20 protein-coding genes and 1 pseudogene are annotated in these 17882 nt (G+C 39.4%); 4 read left to right on the forward strand and 17 right to left on the reverse strand.

What is annotated here, in order from left to right; translation table 11 throughout:
• The first annotated feature begins 142 nt into the window (after positions 1–142).
• Positions 143–1129 (forward strand): potassium channel family protein, encoded by a 987-nt coding sequence (locus tag J2S10_RS09855; protein WP_307407123.1) that lies wholly within the window; start codon positions 143–145, stop codon positions 1127–1129.
• A gap of 2 nt (positions 1130–1131) precedes the next feature.
• Here J2S10_RS09855 and J2S10_RS09860 read toward each other — a convergent pair whose 3' ends face one another.
• The 4 genes from J2S10_RS09860 to J2S10_RS09875 all read right to left on the reverse strand — a co-directional run bounded on the left by J2S10_RS09860 (position 1132) and on the right by J2S10_RS09875 (position 5408).
• Positions 1132–1539 (reverse strand): YugN-like family protein, encoded by a 408-nt coding sequence (locus J2S10_RS09860; protein ID WP_307407126.1) that lies wholly within the window; start codon positions 1537–1539, stop codon positions 1132–1134.
• 72 nt (positions 1540–1611) lie between these two features.
• Positions 1612–2559: a metallophosphoesterase family protein gene (locus J2S10_RS09865; RefSeq protein ID WP_307407128.1), complete on the reverse strand. Its 948-nt coding sequence runs from the start codon at positions 2557–2559 to the stop codon at positions 1612–1614.
• 86 nt (positions 2560–2645) lie between these two features.
• Positions 2646–3995 (reverse strand): glucose-6-phosphate isomerase, encoded by a 1350-nt coding sequence (locus tag J2S10_RS09870; protein ID WP_307407130.1) that lies wholly within the window; start codon positions 3993–3995, stop codon positions 2646–2648.
• A gap of 249 nt (positions 3996–4244) precedes the next feature.
• Positions 4245–5408, reverse strand: a complete 1164-nt coding sequence (locus tag J2S10_RS09875; RefSeq protein WP_307407132.1) for an iron-containing alcohol dehydrogenase — start codon at positions 5406–5408, stop codon at positions 4245–4247.
• Positions 5409–5572: 164 nt separating this feature from the next.
• On the opposite strand from J2S10_RS09875, the gene J2S10_RS09880 reads away from it, so the two are divergent.
• Positions 5573–5806 carry a DUF378 domain-containing protein gene (locus tag J2S10_RS09880; RefSeq protein WP_307407133.1) on the forward strand — a complete coding sequence of 78 codons (234 nt, stop codon included), beginning with the start codon at positions 5573–5575 and terminating at the stop codon, positions 5804–5806.
• A gap of 43 nt (positions 5807–5849) precedes the next feature.
• Here the strand turns inward: J2S10_RS09880 and J2S10_RS09885 are convergent, their stop codons facing one another.
• The 3 genes from J2S10_RS09885 to yugI all read right to left on the reverse strand — a co-directional run bounded on the left by J2S10_RS09885 (position 5850) and on the right by yugI (position 9063).
• On the reverse strand, positions 5850–7133 hold the full coding sequence (locus tag J2S10_RS09885) for a Glu/Leu/Phe/Val family dehydrogenase (protein WP_307407135.1): 1284 nt from the start codon (positions 7131–7133) through the stop codon (positions 5850–5852).
• A gap of 24 nt (positions 7134–7157) precedes the next feature.
• Positions 7158–8357, reverse strand: a complete 1200-nt coding sequence (locus J2S10_RS09890) for an ornithine--oxo-acid transaminase (RefSeq protein ID WP_307407136.1) — start codon at positions 8355–8357, stop codon at positions 7158–7160.
• 301 nt (positions 8358–8658) lie between these two features.
• Positions 8659–9063 (reverse strand): S1 domain-containing post-transcriptional regulator GSP13, encoded by a 405-nt coding sequence (yugI, locus tag J2S10_RS09895; RefSeq protein WP_307407137.1) that lies wholly within the window; start codon positions 9061–9063, stop codon positions 8659–8661.
• Between the two features lie 206 nt (positions 9064–9269).
• On the opposite strand from yugI, the pseudogene J2S10_RS09900 reads away from it, so the two are divergent.
• Positions 9270–9458 (forward strand): annotated as a pseudogene (locus J2S10_RS09900) (helix-turn-helix domain-containing protein); the annotation flags it as partial.
• 222 nt (positions 9459–9680) lie between these two features.
• Here the strand turns inward: J2S10_RS09900 and J2S10_RS09905 are convergent.
• The 7 genes from J2S10_RS09905 to J2S10_RS09935 form a co-directional block, all read right to left on the reverse strand.
• Entirely contained in the window at positions 9681–9944 is a 264-nt protein-coding gene (locus J2S10_RS09905) for a DUF1871 family protein (RefSeq protein ID WP_307407141.1), read from the reverse strand.
• A gap of 155 nt (positions 9945–10099) precedes the next feature.
• Positions 10100–11512 carry an NADP-dependent phosphogluconate dehydrogenase gene (gndA, locus tag J2S10_RS09910; protein ID WP_307407142.1) on the reverse strand — a complete coding sequence of 471 codons (1413 nt, stop codon included), beginning with the start codon at positions 11510–11512 and terminating at the stop codon, positions 10100–10102.
• A 270-nt stretch (positions 11513–11782) separates the two neighbouring features.
• Positions 11783–12979: an alanyl-tRNA editing protein gene (locus J2S10_RS09915; protein WP_307407145.1), complete on the reverse strand. Its 1197-nt coding sequence runs from the start codon at positions 12977–12979 to the stop codon at positions 11783–11785.
• Positions 12980–13104: 125 nt separating this feature from the next.
• A complete protein-coding gene (locus J2S10_RS09920; protein ID WP_307407148.1) occupies positions 13105–13404 on the reverse strand; it encodes a hypothetical protein in 300 nt (99 codons plus the stop codon).
• A gap of 376 nt (positions 13405–13780) precedes the next feature.
• A complete protein-coding gene (locus tag J2S10_RS09925) occupies positions 13781–14329 on the reverse strand; it encodes a superoxide dismutase family protein (RefSeq protein ID WP_307407151.1) in 549 nt (182 codons plus the stop codon).
• A gap of 103 nt (positions 14330–14432) precedes the next feature.
• Positions 14433–14639 carry a hypothetical protein gene (locus J2S10_RS09930; RefSeq protein ID WP_307407153.1) on the reverse strand — a complete coding sequence of 69 codons (207 nt, stop codon included), beginning with the start codon at positions 14637–14639 and terminating at the stop codon, positions 14433–14435.
• 92 nt (positions 14640–14731) lie between these two features.
• Positions 14732–15472 carry a peptidylprolyl isomerase gene (locus J2S10_RS09935; protein WP_307407155.1) on the reverse strand — a complete coding sequence of 247 codons (741 nt, stop codon included), beginning with the start codon at positions 15470–15472 and terminating at the stop codon, positions 14732–14734.
• 119 nt (positions 15473–15591) lie between these two features.
• Between J2S10_RS09935 and J2S10_RS09940 the strand changes: the two genes are divergently transcribed.
• On the forward strand, positions 15592–15972 hold the full coding sequence (locus tag J2S10_RS09940; RefSeq protein ID WP_307407158.1) for a kinase-associated lipoprotein B: 381 nt from the start codon (positions 15592–15594) through the stop codon (positions 15970–15972).
• 143 nt (positions 15973–16115) lie between these two features.
• Here the strand turns inward: J2S10_RS09940 and kapD are convergent, their stop codons facing one another.
• The 3 genes from kapD to J2S10_RS09955 all read right to left on the reverse strand — a co-directional run bounded on the left by kapD (position 16116) and on the right by J2S10_RS09955 (position 17696).
• Positions 16116–16736 (reverse strand): 3'-5' exonuclease KapD, encoded by a 621-nt coding sequence (gene kapD / locus J2S10_RS09945; protein WP_370876185.1) that lies wholly within the window; start codon positions 16734–16736, stop codon positions 16116–16118.
• 203 nt (positions 16737–16939) lie between these two features.
• A complete protein-coding gene (locus J2S10_RS09950; RefSeq protein ID WP_307407162.1) occupies positions 16940–17323 on the reverse strand; it encodes a hotdog fold thioesterase in 384 nt (127 codons plus the stop codon).
• A gap of 124 nt (positions 17324–17447) precedes the next feature.
• The gene (locus J2S10_RS09955; RefSeq protein WP_307407164.1) at positions 17448–17696 is read right to left on the reverse strand and encodes a hypothetical protein; all 249 of its coding nucleotides are present in this window, start codon (positions 17694–17696) and stop codon (positions 17448–17450) included.
• Positions 17697–17882: the final 186 nt, after the last annotated feature.

A 17882-nucleotide genomic window follows, 5' to 3' on the forward strand; every position in this document is an offset into this window, starting at 1 on the left:
CACGAATCGCGTTTTTTGCGATTCGATGTTGACTTATCGTAGGGAAAAGAGCGAAGTACACTAGTCGCTGGGCGCTGAAGCTAGACAATTCTAAAAGTCAAAATTTATACTTTTCTATTAGCCAAGAAATAAGGTGATAATCGTGCCCAACCGTGTTTATATTAGCTTTTTGCGATTGCCTCTCCCGGTTCGGATTCTAATGTTTGCATTGCTTGTATTCCTGACCTTCGGAATATCGATACATTTATTGGAGCCGGAAACATTTCCAACTGTTTTCGACGGAATTTGGTGGGCCATTATAACAGCATCAACAGTGGGTTACGGAGATTACGTTCCTCATTCAATGTTTGGTAGAATAACTGCCGTCATCCTCATTTTGCTCGGTGTCGGATTCGTTTCAGCTTATTTTGGTACTTTGGCTGCCGCAGCTGTCACAAAACAAGATGCGTTTTCCGAAGGGAAGATTCCGTTTAAAGGGGAAGGCCATATTATTATTATCGGTTGGAATGAACGGTCCCGGGAGTTAATCACCAAGCTGATAAATTCCAGATATCCGCAAATGATCGTATTAATTGACGAAACCCTTGAATCAACCCCCGTCCATTCGAGGTTTGTCCACTTTATTCAAGGAAAGGCCCATGTAGATGAAACAATTTTAAAAAGTGATATTGAAAGAGCGGAGAAGGTCCTAATTACCGCAGACCGGGGAAATGATGAGCTTCAAGCTGATATGAACAGTATTCTTACCTTACTCACCATTAAGGGCTTATGTTCACAAGTTAAATGTATTGTTGAAATTTTAACGGCCGAACAAGTGATCAATGCCTTAAGGGCAGGTGCGGATGAAGTCATTCAATCGAATAAATTAACAAGCGTGTTTATGGTAAATAGCCTGCATTCCAATGGTGATGGTCTATTATCAGATTTTGTCCATCATCTGCAGGAAAGTAGATTGTCAGCCCGGATAACCCATGAAGATGATATCGGGAAACCCTTTATTGATGTCTGCCATCAATTTTTAACAAAAGGTATTTTGTTACTCGGTATTAAAAGAGGGGAAGAAACATTTCTAAACCCTTCCCGCTCTTTTGAAATCGAAAAGGACGATTTGCTGTTAATTTTCAGATAACCTTAATCGGATAAAAGAATGGTTTCCAGTTCTTGCACCAGTGTTTTACCAATGTCAATATAGCGATCCGGAAAGCTTGCATCCTTGTCGACAGGTTCCTGGAATTGATTTAGCGTACCGGAAAAGGTGCCGGTACTGCCTTGATCATCAAGCCCGGCCTCATATTTGTGGGACAATAAAAACGGCCTTCCTAACTTTACCGTACAAGATCGTGCATCCAGCTGCCCGTCTATCGATGTAAATGGCAATCGTAAGAACTGATACCCTTCTTCATCATTGATCTTATAGTCAAATGCTCCGTGATCATAATCCCAGTTTCCGCCAATCGCGTAACCGATTGGCTTTAATTTTTGTTCCAGTTTATACAAATCAAACTGTTTCCCTTCCACCTTTGATGACAATTCAATCATGGTGAAACCCCCTTTTTAATCATTACCATTTAGTTTCTCCTAACAAAACGGTTTCATTTATAAAAAAATGGTTTAATTCCAAGGAAAGAGAAGTGTCGTTGTTTTTAGTAAGCTACTATTACTAAACTCCCTTGCTTGTAATTCAATTTTATTGCCGTAAATCGTAACAATTAATCCTTGTGAATGCAGATAATTCGACTTTTCCGCTTCAAATGTGTAAGCCACTGAACCGGTGTTAACCATGATAATTTCATTCTGAACAATACTTTTTGGGTGATTAAGAACATAATGAGAATGCCCGCTAAAAAGAATGATTTGTGGATAATGTTTCAAAATACTTAACAGTTTCTGATCCTCTAAACCTGCTCCCCAATGACTTCCGTAAACCGTATTCCTAATCGGCTGATGCAAAAATACAAATATAGGTTTATTTAATTCTGCCTTTATCGGCAATCTTTGTTGCAACCATTTATATTGAGCTTCACTGATAAAAGCAGAATCACCATCATCAGGATTACTCGAAATTTCCATCATGGTTTTCATAGATTTCTCCCCGGCTAAAGAAATGAAGTGGTAACCATTGATCCACTTATCGTAATAGAGATTGGAAACACCCATTTTACGAAGGAATCTTTGTTTTAACTCCTCATCGGAAACCTTTGAATTAGGAAATACAGTATTTTCAAACCACTCGTGATTACCGATAACAAAAAAATCTTGAGCCCTCTTACTTTTGTTTACTTTGAAAATTGCATTAAACAAATCATACTCTTCTTCTAAGCCATGTTCCGTCATATCACCAACAAAAGCAATAACTTCATAATTTGGAGAAACTGTTTTTAAATCAACCAACGCCCTTTCTAATTTATTGTTCACACTTTGGTAATTTTTATAATTCACATGGGCATCACTTATAACTACCATCCGAAGTTTCGGCTTAAGGTCAGCAGCCTGTATTGGATCCGCAGTGGATATAGATAATAGAAGTAAAATTGTTATACGGACCAGCTTTATTTTCATTGGATTTACCTCATTTACTCTTTTTAGAGTAGTATTACCAATCAAAATAAAAAGAGTACTGACCAAAACATCAGTACTCTTGCAAATTATTTTAAACGTTTTTCAAGTTCTGCCTTCTTCTCTTCAAATCCCGGCTTACCCAGTAAAGCAAACATATTCACTTTATAAGCTTCTACACCTGGCTGATCAAATGGATTAACCCCAAGTAAGTATCCACTCATCGCACATGCTTTTTCGAAGAAGTAAACAAGATAACCAAAAGTATACTCGTCCATCTCAGGGATTGTAACAATTAAGTTTGGCACGCCGCCATCTGTATGGGCAAGCATGGTTCCTTGGAAGGCTTTATTATTTACAAAATCCACCGTTTTTCCAGCGAGATAATTTAGACCATCCAGATCATTATCGAAAGCTTCAATTTTTAATTCGTGGCGAGGCTTATCCACCTTTATGACCGTTTCAAACAAATCGCGACGTCCTTCTTGAACATATTGTCCAAGCGAATGAAGGTCTGTAGAGAAGTTAGCAGAGGATGGATAAATTCCTTTTTGGTCTTTGCCTTCACTTTCACCGAATAATTGCTTCCACCATTCTGAAAAATATTGAAGCCCCGGCTCATAATTAATCAGCATTTCAATCGTTTTACCTTTATTATATAAAGCATTTCTTACTGCAGCATATTGGTAGGCTGGATTATCTTCAAGTTCGGAATGACTAAAGTCTTCTTGCGCTTTTGCTGCGCCTTCCATCATTTTTTCAATGTTTGCACCGCTTGCTGCTATAGGAAGTAAGCCTACTGCCGTTAGCACAGAATAACGGCCGCCAACATCATCAGGAATCACAAAGGTCTCGTAGCCTTCTTCATTCGATAATGTTTTTAGTGCGCCCCGTGATTTATCAGTAGTCGCATAAATTCTTTTGCGTGCTTCCTGTTGTCCATACTTTTCCTCAAGAAGTTTACGGAAAATACGGAAGGCGATTGCCGGTTCTGTTGTCGTACCTGATTTGGAAATGACGTTAATAGAAAAGTCTTTTCCTTCAAGAAGGTCCATCACGTCCCGCATATAAGAAGAACTGATATTGTTTCCAACAAAAATGATTTGCGGTGTTGTGCGTTTTTCCTTTGGAAGTGCATTGTAAAAGCTGTGGTGAAGCATTTCAACCGCTGCCCTCGCTCCTAAATAGGAACCGCCAATCCCGATTACAAGTAAAACATCTGAATCGGATTTGATTTTTTCAGCAGATTTTTGAATACGGAAAAATTCTTCTTTATCATAGTTGGTTGGTAGTTCAATCCAGCCTAAAAAGTCATTACCCGCTCCTGTTTTTTCGTGCAGGGAATGGTGAGCAACTTTCACTGCATCCCGTAAATATGTAAGCTCGTGTTCTCCAAAGAAGGTTAGTGCTTTTGAGTAATCAAAACGAACGTGTGTCATGCCTGATCCTCCATAAATTTATTTTCAATAACCACTTTAACGAATGCTGGACTGTTTTTCAAGGAAGGTATCCGATTGTAAGCGTATGCATTTTCGATAAATTTTTTACTTTTTTGTCGAATTGTTTAGAAAAGCGGAAGTCGCCCTTGTTCATGTCAAGTTCGGTCGCTTATGAGCTTCATAAGAGACCGTTTTCTATTATACTTACCGTGGATAAAAAAACTCGGACATACTGCCCGAGCTCACTATTTATAATGACGCACGATAAATTTCTAAAACATCTTCCCGATTCAGCTTTGCAAAATTACCAAACTCACCATTTGCCATCGCTCTATCAGCCATTAAGTCAACTTTGCTATCATCAATATCATAATCTGCTAAACGAGAAGGTGCACCTATGCTATTCCAGAATTCACGTAATTTTTGTATTCCTTCAAGACCTGCTTCTACAGCAGTTTTTCCTTCAGGGTCAACCCCGAACACTCTTATAGCCAGCTGCTGAAAGCGTTCCGGTTTTACATTTAGGTTATGCTTCATCCAATTTGGGAATAAAATGGCAAGGCCGCCGCCGTGCGGGATATCATAGACTGCTGAAACAGCATGTTCCAGATTATGAGTAGCCCAATCACCTTGATAGCCCATATTTAAGGTCCCATTTAATGCCATCGTTCCGCCATATAAAATGGTTGAACGGTGTTCATAGTTTTCAAGGTTCGCTAACAACTTTGGTGCTGTTTCCATCACCGTAAGCAGCAATGATTCACACATGCGGTCCTGGTACTGAGTATTTTCTTCTAAATGAAAATAATGCTCGAGTACATGCGTCATCATATCGACCATTCCATAAATCGTTTGATCCTTCGGTACGGTAAACGTGTTAACCGGATCTAAAATAGAGAATTTCGGATAGGTAACAGGACTTCCCCAGCCATATTTTTCATTTGTTTCCCAATTGGTAATAACAGATCCGGCGTTCATTTCCGAACCGGTTGCCGCAAGTGTTAAAACAGTCCCAAATGGAAGAGCTTCAGTTGCAATAGCTTTCTTAACCACAAAATCCCATGCATCACCATCATATTTTGCACCGGCTGCAATAAGTTTTGTACAATCGATAACACTGCCGCCGCCAACTGCCAGCAGGAAGTCAATGCCTTCTTTTTTACATATCTCAATGCCTTTTCGGGCTGTTGTAATTCTTGGATTTGGCTCCACGCCTGAAAGTTCAAGAACTTCAGCACCTATTTCAGCTAATAATGACGTTACTTTTTCATAGAGACCGCTTCGTTTAATGCTTCCTCCGCCATAAACGAGTAAAACTTTTTTTCCATAGTTAGGAACTTCAGTCTTTAATTGCTCGAGCTGGCCTTTTCCAAAAATTAATTTTACAGGATTCCAGAAAGTAAAATTTTGCATAGCAAACACCATCCTTTTCAACTTACATTATTATTTAAAATCAGTTAATTTGCAAAAAACTAGCTTTATATTTCCCTCTAAAAAAGCAAATTACACTGATGAATATTTAGCAGGCAGATGACTCAACCTATTAAATAATTCACTTAATCTAAGGAGGAAATCATTTGAGTACTATTCAACGGATTGCTTTAGTACTTACCATCATTGGCGCTATTAACTGGGGATTAATCGGTTTTTTTCAATTTGATCTTGTTGCTGCGATTTTTGGCGGTCAAAATGCTGCACTCGCAAGAATTATCTACGGTTTAGTTGGAATTGCAGGCCTTCTTAATCTTGGGCTTCTGTTTAAGGCAAATGAGTCATTTGTAAAAGAGCCGGAAACTGATCGAGTAAGGTAGACGTTAAAAAAATCCTTGCATAACGTGCAAGGATTTTTTTTAGTCAGACCCAGCCTCTCAATTGGGCTGCCTCTGCCATTTTTCTTACGCCAACCATATAGGCGGCTAAGCGCATATCTACATTACCTTTTTGTGCCGTCTCGTAAATATGATTGAAAGTTCTTACAAGCTTTTCCCGCAATTTTTGTGTGATTTCCGCTTCGCTCCAATAATACCCCCGGTTATTTTGAACCCATTCAAAATAGGAAACCGTTACTCGTCCTAAGCCAGCTAATACATCGGGTACCAGCAAAATGCCCCGTTCAGAGAGAATTCTCGTTGCTTCCAGTGTTGTAGGACCACTGGCTGCTTCTACCACAATCTTCGCTTTTATGTTGTGTGCATTTTCAGCTGTGATTTGGTTAGAGATTGCTGCAGGCACTAAAATATCACAGTCCTGCTCAAGTAATTCTTCATTCGATATCGTGCCGTCGAATAACGTGGTAACTGTTCCGAAGCTATCACGACGACTCAGTAAATACTCGATATTTAGCCCATCAGGGTCATAAAGGGCGCCATAAACATCAGAAATACCTATGATTATGGCTCCCGCATCATGCATAAACTTAGCCAGATAGCTGCCTGCATTGCCAAAGCCCTGTACAATCACCCGGGCGTCCTTTATCGAAATTCTGCATTTCCTTGCCGCTTCTTCAATACAGATCGTGACACCCAATGCCCCTGCCTTTTGCCACCCCTCAGAACCTCCAAGCACGAGCGGTTTCCCGGTAATAAAGCCGGGGGAGCCGTGCTTCCGAAGCCGGCTATATTCATCCAGCATCCAAGCCATAATTTGCGAATTGGTATAAATATCTGGTGCGGGTATATCTTTTGTTGGGCCGACAATTTGACTAATTGCCCGGACGTATCCACGGCTTAAACGTTCCAGTTCCCCCGATGACATGGTTCGTGGATTACAGACAACACCGCCTTTTCCTCCGCCAAAAGGTAAATCAGCAATCCCGCATTTCAAGCTCATCCACATTGATAATGCCTTTACTTCATCCTCATTCACGTTAGGATGGAAACGGACGCCGCCCTTTGTCGGTCCAACTGCATCATTATGCTGGGCCCTAAATCCGCTGAAAATTTTCGTAGAACCGTCATCCATGCGGACGGGAATCCTGACAGCAAGCATTCTGGCTGGTTCTGACAATAAGCTGTACATTTCTTCGTTGTGCCCAAGTTTTTTTAATGCATCTTTGATAACGATCTGTGTTGAAGTAAGGAGATTTAAGTTCTCTTTTTCCAGCCCTTCCTCTCCACCGTTGATTAGCTTTTTCCCCATTTCGGCACCTCTAATTTTCACAAATTATCCTAATACTTTATGAATTCGTTCAATCGCCCAATCTAATTCTTCTTTCGTAATGACGAGTGGCGGAGCAAAGCGGATCACGGTGTCATGTGTTTCTTTACATAATAGCCCATGTCCTTTTAATTCCTCACAATATTTCCGAGCAGGTTGATCCAGCTCGACACCGATAAATAATCCACGGCCACGGACATCCTTAATCATCGGGTTTTTTATATCCTTTAATTTGCTAATAAAATATTCCCCAAGCTCCTGAGATTTTTCCGCTAATTTCTCATCAATTAAAACATCAAGGGCGGCAATCGATACTGCACAAGCCATGGGATTTCCGCCAAAGGTTGAGCCATGGGAACCCGGGTTAAAGACGCCTAAAATATCCTTATTCGCTACGACGCAGGAAATTGGAAATACGCCGCCCCCAAGTGCTTTACCGAGAATATACATATCAGGCTCAATTTCTTCCCATTCACTGGCAAACATTTTACCCGTACGTGCTAAGCCTGCTTGGATTTCATCGGCAATAAATAAAACATTATTATCTTTACAAAGCTGATATGCGGCTTTCATAAACCCTTCTGGAGGAATCACGATTCCCGCTTCTCCTTGAATTGGTTCAATTAAAAACGCAGCCGTGTTTGGAGTAATCGCAGCCTTTAATGCCTCTAAATCACCATACGGGATAAGCTTAATTCCCGGAAGCATCGGCCCAAAGCCCCGCTTGTATTCCGGATCAGATGACAATGAAACAGCCGTCATAGTCCGACCATGGAAATTTCCATTACACGCGATAATTTCGGCTTGATCATCGGAAATCCCCTTAACATCGTAGCCCCAACGGCGTGCTGCTTTAAAAGCAGTTTCCACTGCTTCAGCACCCGTGTTCATCGGAAGGACCATTTCTTTGTTTGCTAACGTACTAACTTTTTCATACCATGGCCCGAGCTTGTCATTATGAAAAGCTCTTGATGTTAACGTCACCCTGTCAGCCTGGTCCTTCAGTGCCTGAATAATTTTTGGGTGGCGATGGCCTTGGTTAACTGCTGAATAAGCACTTAACATATCCATATATTTATTGCCCTCAGGGTCTTCCACCCACACACCCTCAGCACTTGAAATTACGATTGGAAGCGGGTGATAATTACGGGCCCCGTATTTTTCTGTCTGCTCAATCAACTTGTTTGTATTTCCTGCTGCCGCCATTCCTTTTCCTCCAATTCAAAAGATAAGATATTTACACATAATTCTATTGTAGCCGAGCAATCAAAAACAATGAATCATTCAACAAATCTTTTTTGAAAAAAAGAAAAGCGGAAGCGCCCGTTTAGCAAAGTACACTAGTCGCTGGGCGCTCCTCGGAAAAGCTAACGCTTTTCCTTCGTGCGAGGTATCGCTTCCGAAGCTTACTCTTGTGAAGTGGACAATTCTCAAAGTCAAAATTTATGCGTTCTTATCCTATAAAAAAAGGCCTGGGTCCATTGCAGGTTCCAGGCCTTTACTCGTTTTACTTTTTAATTAAATCTTCACGCTGTGATTGGTCAATCCATTCTTGAAGCTTATCTTTTAATGTGTTAAAACCTTGCTGTCCTTCAACCTCAGGGATAATCGCAGCAGCTTGGCGTTTACGCGGCTGTTTTTTTGGCTTAGCAGCCTGTTGAACAGGTGCTTCTTCAGTAGCACGAATCGATAAGCCGATTTTTCCTGCCCCTTCGTCTATGGATAAAACTTTAACCTGAACTTCGTCGCCCACTTTCAAATGATCATTAATATCTTTTACATAACCGTGCGTGATTTCAGAAATATGCACAAGACCTTGTGTATTTTCGTCTAATGCTACGAATGCACCATAGGGTTGAATACCTGTTACCTTACCTGTTAAAATACTACCGGTTGTAATTTTTTCCGACATGAAAACACTCCTAAAAAAATTTTATTTTATCTCTTATATACGCATTATAATATTATATCACACTATAATGGTTTAATCAAAAAAGCCGGCTTTACTGTGCGGTTTTTGAAAAACTTAACATAAAGTTTAAAATGATTTTCGAAAAAATAGGAATACTATGTTAAAATAAATAATGAGTAAATTTTTAACTAGGAGAGGTGAACAGTATGAATTCAATTGGCCAAAGAATTAGAACCTGTCGTGAAATGCTTAAAATGACACAAGAAGAACTGGCACAAAAAATTAGAGTTGGAGCAAACACCATTGAAAAATACGAAAATGGGGAACAAATTCCAAGTACTCAGACAATTTTAAAGTTGTCTACTGTTCTTGATATCCCTGCTTCTGAGTTATTAGGACAAGAATATACCGAAACTCCACAGTAATAAGTTGAGAGTTTAGAAAATTTTTAAGAATCGTTATTTTTCTAAAAGCGGTTAGCTTTACCGCTTTTTTATTTTTTTTAGTATAAAAAAAGGAAAACTGTCAAACCTTATTCCATAAGGCTTTCTAGTATTCCCCCCTTTTTTGAAGTGGACAACCCTTGTTGGTTTGTCCGCTTTTTTTGTTTAATTTCCCTATAAGGAACATGTACCGCTATCCTTAATCAGTAAAAGTTTCCTGGAAATTTCCAAGCAGCTTTCCATTGGAATTATTTTTTCGAATGAAAACTCATAAATCTCTTGAATTCTTTTCGCTAACAGGAAAGAATCATTTAGCACATGTACAGCTTGAATGGTATCGGCAATTTCTGTGTCGTAGCCGCCGGTTTCTAAATGAAACGGATCCCATTCATTTAATAAATCAACAAATTGCAGATTAGTTTGAAGCTGACTGTTCATTATTATATTCTCCTAGTATTTTTACATTTGTTAAATGTATTCTATCATATGAATATTGCCTGCTCAAAAGATGAACTTACCCGCGGGGCTTTAGCGGTTAAAAATCACTCACAAATATACAAAAAAGCTAGGCGGAAACACCTAGCTCTTTTTATCTATTTGTTCATCCACTCTGTATGGAATGTTCCTTCCCGATCTACTCTTTTGTACGTATGAGCGCCGAAATAATCCCTTTGTGCTTGAAGCAGATTGGCCGGCAGGACTTCGGCACGGTAGCTATCATAATAAGCAATGGCACTCGAAAGTCCAGGAACAGGAATACCCGCTCTTATTGCAATAGAAACCACTTCTCTGGCTGCATCCTGATAATCAGCTGCAATTGATTGAAAATAAGAATCCATTAAAAGATTTTCTAAATTAGGATTACGGTCATAGGCTTCTTTAATATTTTGAAGGAAGGCTGCACGGATGATACACCCTCCTCGGAAAATCATCGCAATCTCCCCTGGATTTAAGTTCCAGTTATATTCCTCTGAAGCAACCTTGAACTGGGCGAAGCCTTGTGCGTAAGAGCAAATTTTACTTAAATATAATGTTTTTCGAATCAGCTCGATAATATCTTGTTTATTGCCTGCAAACTCTTTTTTGACAGGACCTTTTAATATTTTGCTTGCTTTTACACGCTCTTCCTTCATGCCAGAAAGGAAGCGGGTAAAAACGGATTCGGTAATAATTGATAGCGGAACCCCAAGGTCGAGTGCACTTTGACTCGTCCATTTTCCGGTCCCTTTTTGACCGGCAGTGTCGAGAATAACATCTACCAATGATTTACCTGTTTCCGGATCTAGTTTTGTAAAAATATCTGCTGTTATTTGAATTAAATAGCTATCGAGTTCACCCTTATTCCACTCGCTAAAAACTTCATGAAGCTCTTCATTTGACAAACCGAGCAGCTCTTTTAATAAATGATACGCTTCACAGATTAGTTGCATATCACCATATTCAATTCCGTTATGTACCATTTTTACGTAATGTCCTGCACCATTAGGACCAATATAGGTACAACACGGTTCCCCGTTTACCTTTGCTGAGATTGCCGTTAATAGCGGACCTGCCGCAGCATATGCTTCTTTTTGTCCGCTAGGCATGATGGCAGGACCTGTAAGCGCACCCTCTTCTCCACCTGAAACACCGGCTCCAATAAAAAGAAACCCTTTTTTTGCCAGGTCTTCATTTCTCCGAATGGTATCCTTATAGAAGCTGTTTCCCCCATCAATTAAGATATCGCCTTTGTCCAAATAAGGTACCAGCGATTCAATCGCTTTATCAGTGATCACTCCTGCATTTACCATTAATAATATTTTGCGAGGGCTTTCCAAAGATTGAACAAATTCTTCTATATTAATTGTGCCAAAAAGATTCTTCCCTTTATTATGCTCAATGATTTCATTTACTTTTTCGGCGGAAAGATCGTACACGGATACAGAGTAACCTTTGCTTTCAAAATTTAGGGCGAGACTTCGTCCCATTACTCCAACACCTACTACGCCAACTTTCTGTTTTCCCAAGTCAAATCATCCCTTCAAGATACTAAAAAAAATTTCTTTTAATTACATTATATGATAAAAAAATTTTCATACAAACCTTTTGTTTTAAAATAATAAAAAAAACCTAACCCAAGTAAAGGTTAAGTTTATTATTTTACTTATTAGGGCAGTTCATCCTATTAATTGACCCTTTATCCCTTAACGGTGTTCAACCAGCCGTATCATCTTGAAAAAGAGTCTTCAATCATTTTAAAATAACGAAAAGGCCTCCTATGACTGGTGAACTTTTCGTTATTTTATTACTTCCAATAAATGTTGTAACATTTCTTGCCCCGAAATCAATGCTTCTCCACCACCCTGGGCAAAAGATTCGTTTCCTCCGCCTTTACCGTTTATGAGACGAAGTGCACTTCCGATTAGATTTTTCATATTTTCTGCTCTATCCGCCCCTCTTGCACAAACCAGCTGCAACCGCCCCTCATTTTCAGACACTAAGAAAACCAGAGACTGTTCAGCTAAAGCAGTCACATTTCGGGCCAGCCTTTGAAGCTCCTGTATGGTACGATTTTGAAATATGCAGGTGACGATATTTTCTCCACTTTTTTTACTTTTTCCCACTAAGTCCTCTGCCTCGTAGTGAAGTAGATTTTCCCGTGCTTGTTCAAAAGATTTCTCTAATTGCCTGCCGTTCTCAAGAAGCCTTATAACGGCTTGTCCCATGTCCTTTTCAGGTGCATTCAGGCGCTTGGTTAGTTCAAGAAGGACTTTTTGCTTTTGATCAAGCTGGATCATTACACGATTTCCACACACAAAATGAACGCGAATATTTTTCTTTTGCTTTTCCCAATCCAATATTTTAATCACTTGAACTTCCCCGGTTGCTTTTGGATGCGTTCCGCCGCAGCCGTTATAATCAAAGTCCGGAATGATGACCAACCGAATATCCTCTTTTACCTTCGTCTCTTTTCGTAAAGGGTATTGAGACAATTCCTCTTCTTTCACCCATTTTATTTCGATCGGACGATTCTCTAAAATAATTTTATTAGCAAGGTCTTCCGCTCTTTTAGCTTCTTCCTCCGTTAACATTTCTGTCTCAATATCGATCGTAAGTAGCTCATTTCCTAAATGAAAGCTTACCGTATTATAGTGGAATAAATGGTCAAAGGCAGCTGATAAAATATGTTGACCTGTATGCTGCTGCATATGATCAAAACGTCTTTGCCAATCGATTACGCCAGTAACCTCCATACCGATTTCTTGTAATGGGCTTTCAAGATAGTGGCGAATTTCTCCATCGACTTCTTCAACATTTAATACTCTTCTATCCCCGATCGTTCCTATGTCATGAGGCTGCCCTCCGCCCGTTGGATAAAAGGCCGTTTGCTGCAAAACTAGATACCAATTTCCAGCCTGGTCTTGTTCCTGTTTTACAACCTTGCCAGTAAAAGATTTTATGTAGGCGTCTTTATAATACAATTTATTTTCCATCCATTGTAACACTCCTATTGATTATTGCTTATTGAACTAATTGTCGGTAAAAATGAAGAAGAAATCAAGAAAAGTGAAAAAAACCTGTTCCCTCTTTATTTGAGGGAACAGGACATAGCTGATAATTACTTTTCTTTTCGCTGGCCAGTTGGTGGCATTTGAGTTTGACCGCTTTGTGGGAATCCGCCCATTCCATGAGGGAATCCTGTATGCGGATAGCCAGTCATTCCATATGGATATCCTGGATGGTGATGGTGATGATGGTACGGGTAGCCATGTGGATGATATCCGCCATATGGATATCCTGCATGTGGATAGCCTCCCATTTGTGGATAACCAGTATGCGGATAGCCTCCCATTTGTGGATAGCCCATTTGCTGGCCAGGCTGGCCTGCAAAACCGCCGGGGTATTGCCGTTTTGTCATGAAAAATCGCCTCCTAAAAATGTGTACATGGTAGTGTATGTATCACTTTTGGGATAAGCTTAGATTTTCACCTATAAACATAAAAATTATTTCCTAATATAAATGAAACTACACTTTTCGCAAATAGAATCGGTGTTTTCGCAAATAGAATTGGTTTTTCCGCAAATGAAAGTGGCTTTTAAAAATGATATCGGCATATCGGCATATCCGCCAGCAAAGGCAGTCTAAACGTCAATTAATCCATCCTCGCGACCTAAATAATTTAGTTTTGTAAAACAACAATGTTTACGAAAATAGCCTAAATTAAAAAGGATAGGAAAATATGGGCCTGATTCAAAAAAAGAAGGCTATTCCTTACGGAGTTAGCCTCTTCCTACTATTTCTTTTCCTCCTGCCCTGATTTTGATGCTTTTTTTGTACTTGATATTTTACCACAGGCAATCCGTTCTCCCGAATTCCCTGCCGGCTGGGTCATCCCATCATCTTTCCCTTGCGTAATGACAATTGAGGTGCCTTTTTTTGTAAACAGAGACTTTTTATCATTTTTCAGGGTAACATTGGGTGCCATGATATCTGCTTTTACAGAACCATCATCCTCGACAATCAAATTCGGAAGATCTCCTGCATGAGCTCCTTTTGGATTGAGAAGACCATGTTCCTTTTTTTCCGGATTGAAATGGTTGCCGGCAGATTTAAAATCAGGTGCCTTGCATTTTCCAGTTTCATGGATATGAATGGCATGAATGCCGGGGGATAATCCCGATAATTTTACAGACATCTTAACACCGCTGGCTTGCTCCGCTAGATTTATTTTTCCAAGTGAATCTCCTGTCGCATTAAACAATTCTACATCAAGCTTTTTCGGATTTTGCTGGGTACACCCGGCTAATAAAAGGAGCGGAATAATCATCCAGCTTTTTTTCATATGTATGACCCCCACATAGACAATTTGCGATTAGTATCTACAAACAGACTATTAGGTATTCAAAATCCGCTTCTGAATAGAAAAAAGGAACAGCGGTTATTCCCTACTGTTCCTTATGATTACTATGAATATTTAATTTTTCTTCTAATTCTTTTGCTTTTTTTGCTTCTTTCTTGGAATGAGAAATAATAAACCTCATTGTTAAAACGGCTCCAATGAAAAAGAAAAAAAAGCTGATAGCTGCAGGTATATATTCTGATTTATCCTTTGGAAAGTATAAAAAATCTGCTAATACGAACGGATGAAACATCATCTTCTCCCTTTCTATAAAGGAATACTCAATGCTTCATTATAACAACAAAAAACGTTTCAAACCAATTTATTGCACGTTCCATTAGTTGTTTATTGTAATACCTTTATATTTCTAATCACAACATCTTTTTGCGGTTTATCCTTGGCGTCTGTAGGGCTATTGGCAATTTTATCGACAATTTCCATCCCGTCAATTACCTGTCCAAATACAGTATGCTTATGGTCAAGCCACGGTGTACCGCCGTGTTTCCCGTAAGCATCAATTATCGTATTTGGATACCCCACTTTCTCCATTTGCGATTTCAAGGATGGGTCCAGTTTGGTGTTTTGTACGATAAAAAACTGACTGCCATTTGTGTTTGCACCTGAATTCGCCATCGACAATGCACCGCGAATATTAAAGAGATGATCAGAGAATTCATCTTCAAAAGGGTGACCCCAAATGCTTTCCCCGCCTGTGCCATTTCCATTCGGGTCACCACCCTGAATCATGAAATCTTTAATCACTCGGTGAAAAATCAGACCGTTATAATAGCCTTTTTCACTATGCTTCACAAAGTTTTCGACGGCTTTCGGAGCATACTCAGGGAATAATTTGATTTTAATTGTTCCCATCGAGGTTTCCATTTCAATTAGTTTTTCATTGTCAGACACAGTGGTTGAAAGTTGGGGATAATCTGTTTTTGTCACTTTATTGCTTCCTTCTTTCTGTTCTGTTTTTGGCGTGGAATTGGTTGATTTCGTTTCGTTTTTTGCGTTGCTTGTCCCACAAGCGGCCAAAACTAGAATTACTGCTATGAACGTTGCCCAAATTTGTAAACTTTTTCTCATTTATCATCCCTCCATTTTTTAAATTTAACCGAAATGATCTATTTTTGCACTTTGTTTTTTGATTTGAATGTCTCATAATGAAAGAGAAATTAGGTATTTTTTAGTTAGGGGGAAAAGCGATGCAGGAATTCCGGATTGGCGATACAGTCACAGCTATTTATAAAACAGGGAAATATATTGGGGAAATTACTGAGGTGCGTCCGCAAGGATTTCTGGTGAGAGTGTTAGCAGTGGTCAAACATCCGATGCAAGGAGATCTTCATAACCCGAAAGACGCAGATGTTCTCATTTTCCATGAGAGACGCGCCCTCTCCTATAGAGAACAGGCAAATATTCCAAAACAAATGGTCAAGCATTTTGAAGATGATGTTCCTGACTATCAAACATCCTTAAAAGAAGCTTTGGCTAAAATGAAAAAGGAATTGCTGGAAAATCCATCACCTTGGGCTGATATGAGCTTAAAGATGGCGGACTCTCTTGAGAAGGATTATTTCAAATAATAAAGAAAACTCGCCGATTGGCGAGCCCCTAAGGGCGAAGACAGAAGCGTAGTTGCATGCTTATAGGAAAGTACAAACTTGCAAAAGTTTAAACTTTCCTATTAACGTATAAAAGGCCAAATCAGGTGGAATGATTTGGCCTTTTATGCAAATTTATTTAATAGCTTTGAAAAATCAACTCGGTCACCAATCGTCGTTGGTTTCGGTTTTTCTAAATAACGTTTATCCTTTTCAACGAGACGGAATATATTATAAGTGGTTAATGCATCATCAAGCGCCCGGTGGTGTCTGCCTGTCCCTTCTTTACCATATTCTTGAACAGCCTTCCATAAACCGGTTTGATTTTGATCTCCAAAGAATCGTTTATATTCCATTGACAAATCTAATTCAGCTGCATTAAATGGAAAAGAGACTCCGGCTTCTAAACAATTATGACGCAGTACTTTCATATCCATATTTCCCCAAGTAACAATGGTAGTTTCGTAATTTTTATTGAACTCATCCATTTTTCTTACAAGTTCATAAATAGATAACCCCTTGTCAACCTGCTGCTGCGAAATATGTAAGAATGATTTACAGCGTTCTGATAAAATAGGAAACTTAAGCGGTGTTACAAAAGATGAGAACTGCTCGGTAATTTCCTCGTCAACCACTGCAACAATTCCTACCTCGATAATTTCCGCAAAAAAATCTTTCATCCGGACATTACGTTCAGGCATGGTAAACTCAAAATCAATAAATAAATATTGTCGCCTTCCTTTCAATATTTTCCCCACCTTTCTTTCAATCTTCTTTACTACCATTATATAAAGAAACCTGTACAAAAAATTGTGCTTATTTTCTATTTTTTTATTTCTTTTATTATATCATGAAATGGGTGCTAATTTTTTAAATTTTTCTACAATATACGATCCAGCCTATAGAAAAAAGATGGGTAAAAATCCCCATCTTTCTTGTGGATGTTCTGTTATTTTTTCAATTTGATTACTGCCATGGTACAGCGTGAAACACAAATAAGGTTGTCCTTTTCATCGGTAATTTTAATATCCCAAACCATTGTCGTTTTACCTTGAAATAATACGGTTGCAACTGCCGTTACGATCCCCTCTGTTTTTGGGCGAACATGATTTGCATTGATTTCCAGTCCTGCAACACCTTCTGTTTCTTTATCCACCAATTCATACGCGCCGACACTGGCAACTGTTTCCGATAATGCAACGGATGCTCCCCCATGCAGTAAACCAAAGGGCTGGCGTGTCCGTTCGTCCACCGGCATTGTTCCGATGACTTTTCCTTTTTCTATATGGGTAATTTCGATACCCAAAGCTTCAATTAATGTGTTTTTTATCATTCTTATTCCTCCAATGATATGTAAATACTAGAAAAAAAGTTATATACCTATTTCTTCTCCAGCATTCTTTCAATTCCTTTTTATAAATGAAAAAAAACAGCCACAAGAGCTGTTTTTTACCTTTTTAATAATATGGCATTCCATAGCCCGGAAAGCCCATGCCGGGGTAACCCATGCCAGGGTAGCCCATTGGGGGATAACCAAATCCGGGATATCCGAAACCCGGATAGCCTCCAAAAAATGGGCGGCTCGCTAAAGCTCCACCTATTCCACCACCTATTAAACCGCCTAGAAAGGCACCTGCTAATGGTAATCCAAATATTCCAAAAAATCGTTGATCATGTACCGGGTACTGATTTCGATAAGGGTACATGCAGCCCTACCTCCTTTTCATCTATACTTGCCTACACTATTTCATATGCGAGGTTAAAGGAAATGGAGTGGGCTTTAGAAAAGCGGAAGCGCCCGTTTAGCGACGTATGGACTGGAGCGCTTCGACTGAGATAAAGGAAACACGAATCGCGTTTTTTGCGATTCGATGTTGACTTATCGTAGGGGG

The sequence above is a fragment of the Neobacillus ginsengisoli genome (genome assembly GCF_030813055.1).

Coding starts and splice junctions, on each gene's coding strand:
- J2S10_RS09860 (WP_307407126.1), bottom strand. CDS start 1,539: ATGATTGAATTGTCATCAAAGGTGGAAGGGAAACAGTTTGATTTGTAT.
- J2S10_RS09865 (WP_307407128.1), bottom strand. CDS start 2,559: ATGAAAATAAAGCTGGTCCGTATAACAATTTTACTTCTATTATCTATA.
- J2S10_RS09870 (WP_307407130.1), bottom strand. CDS start 3,995: ATGACACACGTTCGTTTTGATTACTCAAAAGCACTAACCTTCTTTGGA.
- J2S10_RS09875 (WP_307407132.1), bottom strand. CDS start 5,408: ATGCAAAATTTTACTTTCTGGAATCCTGTAAAATTAATTTTTGGAAAA.
- J2S10_RS09885 (WP_307407135.1), bottom strand. CDS start 7,133: ATGGGGAAAAAGCTAATCAACGGTGGAGAGGAAGGGCTGGAAAAAGAG.
- J2S10_RS09890 (WP_307407136.1), bottom strand. CDS start 8,357: ATGGCGGCAGCAGGAAATACAAACAAGTTGATTGAGCAGACAGAAAAA.
- yugI (WP_307407137.1), bottom strand. CDS start 9,063: ATGTCGGAAAAAATTACAACCGGTAGTATTTTAACAGGTAAGGTAACA.
- J2S10_RS09905 (WP_307407141.1), bottom strand. CDS start 9,944: ATGAACAGTCAGCTTCAAACTAATCTGCAATTTGTTGATTTATTAAAT.
- J2S10_RS09915 (WP_307407145.1), bottom strand. CDS start 12,979: ATGGAAAATAAATTGTATTATAAAGACGCCTACATAAAATCTTTTACT.
- J2S10_RS09920 (WP_307407148.1), bottom strand. CDS start 13,404: ATGACAAAACGGCAATACCCCGGCGGTTTTGCAGGCCAGCCTGGCCAG.
- J2S10_RS09925 (WP_307407151.1), bottom strand. CDS start 14,329: ATGAAAAAAAGCTGGATGATTATTCCGCTCCTTTTATTAGCCGGGTGT.
- J2S10_RS09930 (WP_307407153.1), bottom strand. CDS start 14,639: ATGTTTCATCCGTTCGTATTAGCAGATTTTTTATACTTTCCAAAGGAT.
- J2S10_RS09935 (WP_307407155.1), bottom strand. CDS start 15,472: ATGAGAAAAAGTTTACAAATTTGGGCAACGTTCATAGCAGTAATTCTA.
- J2S10_RS09940 (WP_307407158.1), top strand. CDS start 15,592: ATGCAGGAATTCCGGATTGGCGATACAGTCACAGCTATTTATAAAACA.
- J2S10_RS09950 (WP_307407162.1), bottom strand. CDS start 17,323: ATGATAAAAAACACATTAATTGAAGCTTTGGGTATCGAAATTACCCAT.
- J2S10_RS09955 (WP_307407164.1), bottom strand. CDS start 17,696: ATGTACCCTTATCGAAATCAGTACCCGGTACATGATCAACGATTTTTT.